This is a genomic window from Capnocytophaga sp. oral taxon 329 str. F0087 (genome assembly GCF_000213295.2).
Taxonomy (GTDB): domain Bacteria; phylum Bacteroidota; class Bacteroidia; order Flavobacteriales; family Flavobacteriaceae; genus Capnocytophaga; species Capnocytophaga leadbetteri_A.
In genome coordinates this window covers 103,169-111,060 of sequence record NZ_KN389985.1, presented here as the reverse complement: position 1 = coordinate 111,060, position 7,892 = coordinate 103,169, and the positions used below count along the sequence as shown (strand labels likewise).

General features: G+C 37.8%; 4 protein-coding genes. 1 reads left to right on the top strand and 3 read right to left on the bottom strand.

Going from position 1 to position 7,892, the window contains the following annotated elements; translation table 11 throughout:
* Both HMPREF9074_RS01430 and HMPREF9074_RS01425 read right to left on the bottom strand, forming a co-directional pair.
* A partial coding sequence (locus HMPREF9074_RS01430; RefSeq protein ID WP_034539432.1) for a recombinase occupies window positions 1-1,693 on the bottom strand: 1,693 nt, incomplete at its 3' end.
* Between the two features lie 116 nt (window positions 1,694-1,809).
* Complete coding sequence (locus tag HMPREF9074_RS01425) at window positions 1,810-4,653, bottom strand: TonB-dependent receptor (RefSeq protein WP_009733871.1); 2,844 nt, start codon at window positions 4,651-4,653, stop codon at window positions 1,810-1,812.
* Between the two features lie 487 nt (window positions 4,654-5,140).
* Between HMPREF9074_RS01425 and gluP the strand changes: the two genes are divergently transcribed.
* Complete coding sequence (gene gluP / locus HMPREF9074_RS01420; RefSeq protein WP_009733873.1) at window positions 5,141-6,460, top strand: glucose/galactose MFS transporter; 1,320 nt, start codon at window positions 5,141-5,143, stop codon at window positions 6,458-6,460.
* A 106-nt stretch (window positions 6,461-6,566) separates the two neighbouring features.
* Here gluP and lysS read toward each other — a convergent pair.
* On the bottom strand, window positions 6,567-7,892 hold a 1,326-nt coding region (gene lysS, locus HMPREF9074_RS01415; protein ID WP_034539430.1), incomplete at its 5' end, for a lysine--tRNA ligase.

Below are 7,892 nucleotides of genomic sequence, written 5' to 3'. Positions count from 1 at the left end.
CCCCAAACCATATATTAGAAACCACTGAAGGCCACTTCTGCTGCATCCAGTTAGCCACCCGTTGCATACGCTTCTTGCCAAAAAAGCCTTTTAAAAATGGGTGTTCTGAAAGCCGATAGTAAAAATTATTAAAGTTATTTACACTCGCTACATTACCCGCTATAATCCCCGATAAAAATAAAAATATCCCCGCAATACAAGCGTGTAAAAACACAGGTGTATGCCAAATATTCAAATCTTCCAATAAGTGATAACTCTTCTTAGCTGCAAAATTATAGCCCAACCACGAGCTTACCCCCACTATCAGCAACATCGATACCGGAAACGCCCCAAATACATTCCCCACAAAAGCAATAAACTGCGAGCGAAACAAGCGCGTAAAAAGTGCTGTAAATGCCGAATATTGCTTATACTTTTCTTTGGTATCATTTACATTGAGGTTTTCCAACGTCTTAGCAATAGTCGATGCCGTCATTGCAGGCTGTTTAGTAGCCAAGGTAGAGCCTGTAAGGTAAATCATCACAAAACCTATGGCATAATTCAAACTGTAATTAAAGGCACGCAAAAAAGCGCTCTGGTCAGGAATCATAGAAAGGGAGAGCTTTATCAAACACATAAAAGCCACTATCACCCCACCCCATAGAGCAGTCTTAAGCATCTTAAAATACTCTCCTTTAGTAGAAGTAATATAGTGTTCTCCTGTCTTACCCGTATAATTAGTGATTTCATAAGTGATATTATACACACTATCGTCTATAAGTTTGCGCACATTGTTCTTTTTAGAATTAGTTTTCACCATATCTAAATAAAAATCAATAGCTTTTTCGCGCATATCACTATCTTTTTGTATAAAAAGATAATTATAAAGCCTTTTTATACGTTTCAGCTGCTGCCGTATAAGCAAAAGTGTCTGGTTTACACTAAAATTAACCCCGTATTTTCCTGCATTAGCATCTGCTTTATTAACAAAATCCTCACACTGTCCTACCAATATATTCAGTTGCTTATAGTCTAACTCCTGATCCTGTATATACAAATAAGGTCTATCCTCTTTCGCTAATGTTCGTGCTAAATTGTTCAACTCATCATCAAGAGCTATAAACGGACTATTCAAGTGCGCATATTCAGGCACCATACGCAGTACATCTGTTTGCAAAGCCAGCCCTCCCATACGTTGCGAGAGTATCATTATAGCCAAAAGTATTTGTTGCGAGGTCGTTTTTCCTTCATTCTGATAAAAAGTCTCTACACCCAATATATCCAATAGCTCCTTCCAATTTTCCATCGGTATACGCAAGAGCCACTTAGCATCAGAAGGCTTATAAAAAAGCTGATTTAGCACATACTGTATACTATCTTGCGAAGGCTGGTCAGGTATCAATTGGTGACCTATACGCCGCCGCAATTCTTTAAAAAACGACACACTATTCAGCAACCCCGCATCAGTAAAAAGAATCACCTTCTTTTTGTTAGCAAATACCATATACAGTTTTTCCCTCAAGAAGGCAATACGTTCAGGGTTGTGCTTAAGTTCATCTATAAGTTCCTGTATATGAATAGATTTATTTTTATTCTTCCGTCTAAAATAGTTGATAAGTTCAAAAACAAAGTCTATAGGCTCATAATTTTCAGAAGTATGTATATAGGCTTCAAAGATTTCGTATATAGAATGTCTTTTACAGTTAATAAGCATAAAAAGTATGTTTTAGAATTATGAGGTGCAAAGATACAAAAAAATAGCAAATAATTGACAAATAAAAAAAGGCCACCTTCCCGGCAGCCTTTTATGTTTTTTATTGTTTTATTTAATTAAAAGTTATAGCGTACGCCAAAGCTAAAGGTACGACCATCACCAAAGTATACTCTGTTATTTACATCTATACCCTTATAGGTTATACTTCTATCTGTAGCGTGTATATTATCATACGACTCATTTATATAATAAGTATCTAACAAGTTATATACGTGTGCAAAAAATGAAATACGCTGTTTTTCAGTAAGTTGCCATTTATAAGAAGCCCCTAAGTCGAACAAATGAAAAGCAGGTAATCTCAATGCTCCTTTTTCAGCCGCTTGTTTAGAAGTAAATGACGAAACGTTTAAGTTTGCATATAAGTTATCTACATATCTCCAATCTATATCTATTTTCAGATTATCAATAGGCGATACTATTAATCCTAGGGCAGCAGTCGTCTGAGCTGTTGTTCCTACTTTCACATCTTCTAAGAAAAGTTTTGTTTGAGCAGCGCTTCCTGCAGGCACTTCATTACCTTGCAAGTCTATCGGATTACTGTTTTCGTTGATAAGTGTACCTGTAGCATCTCCTTTGTAAAACCAATCTCCTAACGAAAGCATCGCATTTACTTTCAGATATTTATTGATCTTAGCATTAGCTTCTAATTCTACACCTTGGTGTACTTCCTCAATCCCTAAAATATTGGCAAAAGCACGAATTTCGTTTCCTCCTATCGTCAAGTTATTAGGTTTGCGCAAAAAGCGGTCTTTCCAAGAAGTGCGATATAGGTTCAAGTTAGCATTCAAAAACTCTGATTTAAAACCATACCCTAATTCCATTCCCAATATCTTTTCATTAGTAACCAACGGGTTCAAGAAGTTTTTATAATTAGGATAAACTGAGTCAAAGAAAGGTTGTTTAGAGTAATAACCTATATTAGCAAATACATTATGATGTTCATTGATATTATAGTTTACCCCACCTTTGATATTGTAGCCCACAATATTTTTAAAGCCTGTTTTTGTATTCATAGCAGTAGCCGAATTACCTCTTACTGCCAAAGTACCTGGCTTCATAAAGTTATCCACACGTTGGTAAGATTGTATTGAAGTAGAACCCTGTACGAATGCTGAAAAATGATCATCTGAATACTCAAATTGAGAGAATAATCCAAACCATTTTACCTCTCCATCATTACTATAGCCTATTTGTTCTTCTACCGGTGATACTTTAGCAAACGGATTAAAAGATATATCTGCAGGCTTTACAGCATTTATAATATTCTGATTACGAGGGGCAGTTACATTTTTATTTGAAGTATCGTAGTACGAATTACCACCTAACAAATCTGTAATTACCTTATGGTGATATCCGTAATAATATCTTGCATCTAACCCCATATTAAATGTGAAGTTTTTGTCAATTTGGTGCTGAAGATTAGTCAAAATTCCATACCAGTCGTGCGAGTTCACTGAGCCACCACGCGCAAAACCTTGTCTTCCTCTAAACTTCTGTCCATTAGGAGCTGTTACTTCTCCCTCTCTATTTATTTCCCCTGGGTGCTGCATTGGGGCTAATCCCTCTACTGCTTCCCCTTTGTTATAGCGTACCACTTTATCAAAGTCTATAAGACCATCTTCAGTACGTACTGACGAAATATTTACATTCTTCAAAGAATAAGTAGTACCATTAGGAGTAATAGCAGAACCTTGTCCCTCATTGCTTGAACCCATACCTCTACCTACTGAAGCGTAAAGTACTGTACTCAAAGATGTACTTTCTGTAATATTCCAATCCCAATTCAGCATCGCTACAGGTTTGTGATACACATTTCTTCTGGTTGAAAACTCTTCCCCATTTAGGTAACCCCAATCCGAGTTATAACGTCTGTTAGGTTTGTCAGCTGTACCTCCATAGCGTTGATAATTTTGTATAGAAGTAGAGTAACGTTGATGATGCCACTGAGGCGCGCCTGTAAACATCAACTGAAAACTATGTTTCTTAGAAGGTTCAAATCCTAAAGCAAAATAATAATTATAAGCATCAAAATTAGTACCATCAGCATACTTACTACCTCCGCTCTTACCAAACAATACTGAAGCTGACCAGCCTGTTGTAGTCTTTCCTGTGTTATACGATACCGAACCCTTATATTCACCACTGCTACCATAGCTAGCATAAGCAGTACCTCCTTCGCTCATATCCGAAGCACGCGTAATAAAGTTAATCGTACCTCCTACTGAAGCAATCGCTATTTTCGAAGCCCCAAGTCCGCGCTGTATTTGCATAGCCGAAGTTACATCCGATAGCCCAGACCAGTTACTAAAATAAACAGTACCACCCTCCATATCATTCACAGGCATACCATTTACCATTACAGCTACGTTTTTACTATCAAAACCTCTCACATTAATATTCGAGTCTCCAAAGCCCCCTCCACTTCTTGAAGCATATACCGAAGGCGTACGGTTTAGTATCTCAGGTAGTTCACGAGTGCCGAGTTTATCTACTATCTCAGCCGCCTGAATAGTCGATACCGCCACAGGAGTCTTGCGTTCCTTAGCAATATCTATAAGGGTACTCTTAGCAGTTACTACCACTTCCCCAAGCGATTGCTGATCGCTTTCAAGCACCACTCTTAAGTGAGCCTTCCCATTAGTCAGTTTATAAGGCACGGACTTAGTTACATACCCCAAGTACGACACCTCTATAGTACCTGTATTGGCACTTACCGTTAGGCTGAACTTACCGTCCATATCTGTCGAAACCCCGTGCGCGGTACCTTTTACCAGCACGCCCGCTCCCATCAATGGCACTTTCTCGTCACCATCAATAATTTCGCCCGTTACTACACCACTTTGTGCATATAACACAGTTGTCAGTAAGAAAATCGCTACGTTTAAAAACCAGTTTTTCATTGTTTTAGTCAAATTAGTTATCCGTTATTTGTCAGTGCAAAGGTACTGCTTTTTTTTATATAACCTACACTTTTCGTAAACTTTTTATAAAAACTTTTTTTCAACACCTCTCTGCTTTTGAACAGAAATGTTAAAACGAAAAAATATAACATTTTATAACTTCTGAATATCAGATATATACAATAAAATGTTACAAATACAACAAAAATGAAACGTTAAAATTTAACTATTTTTTAAATATAACCTTACCTTTGCACGCTTAAAAAATTATATCGTTCTTTACAAAAAGCATATTTTTTCTCTTATCTCATTTTTTTAATTCTTTAACTGAAGGAAAATTGACAGAGTTTATGACGAACGATGAGCGAACAATGAGCGAAGGAAAGTCGGCGAGCTGGCGTAGCCGAGTATGTGACGAACAAAAGTCGGTAAGTTAGCGCCGAGTATGTAACGAACGATAACCAAAACATTAATACTTAATATTGTAATGAGTAAAAAGAAACTCTGTACTAAAGCCTTTATATTTGTAGCGATACTGTTTTTCCTCTTCGGCGGACTAACAGTACTCGTCCAATTACTATTACCTCACCTACGCGATGTATTCGGACTCAACTATACCCATACGGGTCTGATAGTATTCTTCTTTTTCTTGCCTTACCTATTATTTTCTATCCCTGCAGGATATATCCTTACCAGAACGGGCTATCAACGTGGTATTATCTTAGGCTTAGCCCTTATTGCTTTAGGGGCATTGCTTTTTCATCCTGCTGCCGACGAACGCTCTTTCTCTCTTTTTATGGCAGCTATTTTCGTATTGGGTAGCGGAATTACTTTTTTGCAAGTAGCAATCAATCCGTATGTAGCAGTATTGGGCAGCGAAACCACTACCCCCAGCCGACTTACTTTTTCTCAGGCATTCAACGCTTTAGGAACAACTTTTGCTCCTATAGCTGCCGCAGTATATCTACTAAAAGATGAAGTAAAAAACGCTGCTGAAATCAATCACCTCGATTATATAGACAGAAGTATTTATTTGCAAGCGGAAGCATTAGCTATACAGATTCCCTCTCTTTATATTGCCTTAGGGGCTATCATATTAGCCCTTATTTTCTCAGTTACCAAACTGCCTTGTGTCAATTTAACTGCTGAAGAAGAGATAAACAAAGAAAGCTGCCTCTATTTATTAAAGAAGAGTTCTCTACTATTAGGAGCAATAGGAATTTTTGTATATGTAGGGGCTGAAGTAGTGATAGGCAGTTTTGCAGTCAATTATTTTGTAGAAATTAATATAGCAAAAGAAATTTTAGAGAGTCCTACTATGAGTACTTTACTCATCGGCTTAGGCAAAGTACTAGGCTCTGACCTTACCTCAGCTGACCCTAAGGCTATTGTGGCTATCTTCTTAACTTTCTATTGGGGGAATGCTATGATAGGGCGTTTTATAGGGGCATACCTTACTAAGGTATTTGCGCCTGCCAAAGTACTAATGCTTTCCTCATTAATAGTCATTCTACTCATTCTCATCTCTATTAATGCCGATGGACTATTATCTATGTGGAGTTTATTATTCATCGGACTGTTCAATTCTATTATGTTCCCCACTATTTTTGCATTGAGTAGTGAAGGACTTGGAGAGATGAAAACACAAGTGTCTGCTATTCTCTGCACTATGATTGTTGGCGGCGGTTTCATACCACTCCTTTATGGCTTCTTCACCGATTATGTAGGGTTCAGAATGGCTTTCTTTATACTCATACTTTGTTATGGCTATATTCTTTTCTTTGGTTTCTATAAAACAAATAGATAACCTTTCTATTAACAATTAATAAATTTACAATTAACAAAAAAAACTTTGCCAAAGGTCTTCTACAACCTTTGGCAAAGTTTTTTATATAACTATATAACTGAAATTCTTATTTAGCTAATTCTACAAATAGCTCTTCTCCTTCTTTTGCTACTTTTGCTACTTTCTTGCTGGTAAGTCCTTTGATAGCCTTATCCCATTTCTTATTAGAAAGAGCTGCTTGTTCTTTAAGCGCATCAAGTAACAATTTCTCTGAGGTTTTTAGTAGTTCAAAGATTACCTTTTCATCTTCTGATAGCTCTACGCCTTTCTTTTCGGGGCGCATTTGCGGGAAGAAAAGGACTTCTTGTATGCTCTCATTATTGGTTAGGAACATAATCAATCTATCCATACCAATTCCCAAACCAGAGGTAGGAGGCATACCATATTCAAGAGCGCGCAAGAAATCTTGGTCTATAAACATTGCCTCGTCATCACCTTTTTCTGAAAGACGTAATTGCTCTTCAAAGCGTTCACGCTGATCTATAGGGTCATTAAGCTCAGAGTAGGCATTAGCAATCTCCTTACCACATACCATTAACTCAAAACGCTCAGTAAGTTCAGGATTATCGCGGTGTTCTTTAGTAAGTGGCGACATTTCTTTAGGATAGTCGGTGATGAAAGTAGGCTGGATAAAGTTGCCTTCGCACTTCTCTCCAAATATTTCATCTATCAGTTTACCTTTGCCCATTGTCTCGTCTACCGCTATACCGATAGAGTGTGCAAAAGCTCTCAATTCTTCTTCTGTTTTCCCTGTAATGTCAAAACCAGTGAACTGCTTAATCGCATCGGTCATCGTTACACGAGGGTAAGGTGCTTTAAAATCAACTGTGTGAGCTCCGAAAGTTGCTTTAGTGGTACCATTTACTGCTATAGCACAATGCTCAAGCAAACGCTCTGTGAAATCCATCATCCAGTTGTAATCTTTATAAGCCACATAGATTTCCATCGCAGTAAACTCTGGGTTATGAGTTCTATCCATTCCCTCATTGCGGAAGTTCTTAGAAAACTCATACACCCCATCAAAACCTCCTACAATAAGGCGTTTTAAATAGAGCTCATTAGCAATACGCATATAGAGTGGAATATCCAATGCATTGTGGTGAGTGATAAACGGACGCGCACTAGCTCCCCCTGGGATAGCTTGTAGTACGGGGGTTTCTACTTCCAAATAGCCTGCCTCATTAAAAAACTGACGCATAGCATTGAATAACTTGGTACGCTTGATAAACACTTCTTTTACTTGAGGGTTTACTACCAAATCCACATAACGCATACGATAGCGCTGCTCAGGATCAGTAAAGGCATCGTGCACTTTGCCATCAGCATCTACTTTAGGCATAGGCAGCGGGCGCAATACTTTAGAAAGAAGAGTAAAGTTCTTAACCATCACTGT

Bases quoted from the DNA above. Each gene is read 5' to 3' on its own strand.
- HMPREF9074_RS01425 (WP_009733871.1), bottom strand. From the start codon at position 4,653: ATGAAAAACTGGTTTTTAAACGTAGCGATTTTCTTACTGACAACTGTG.
- gluP (WP_009733873.1), top strand. From the start codon at position 5,141: ATGAGTAAAAAGAAACTCTGTACTAAAGCCTTTATATTTGTAGCGATA.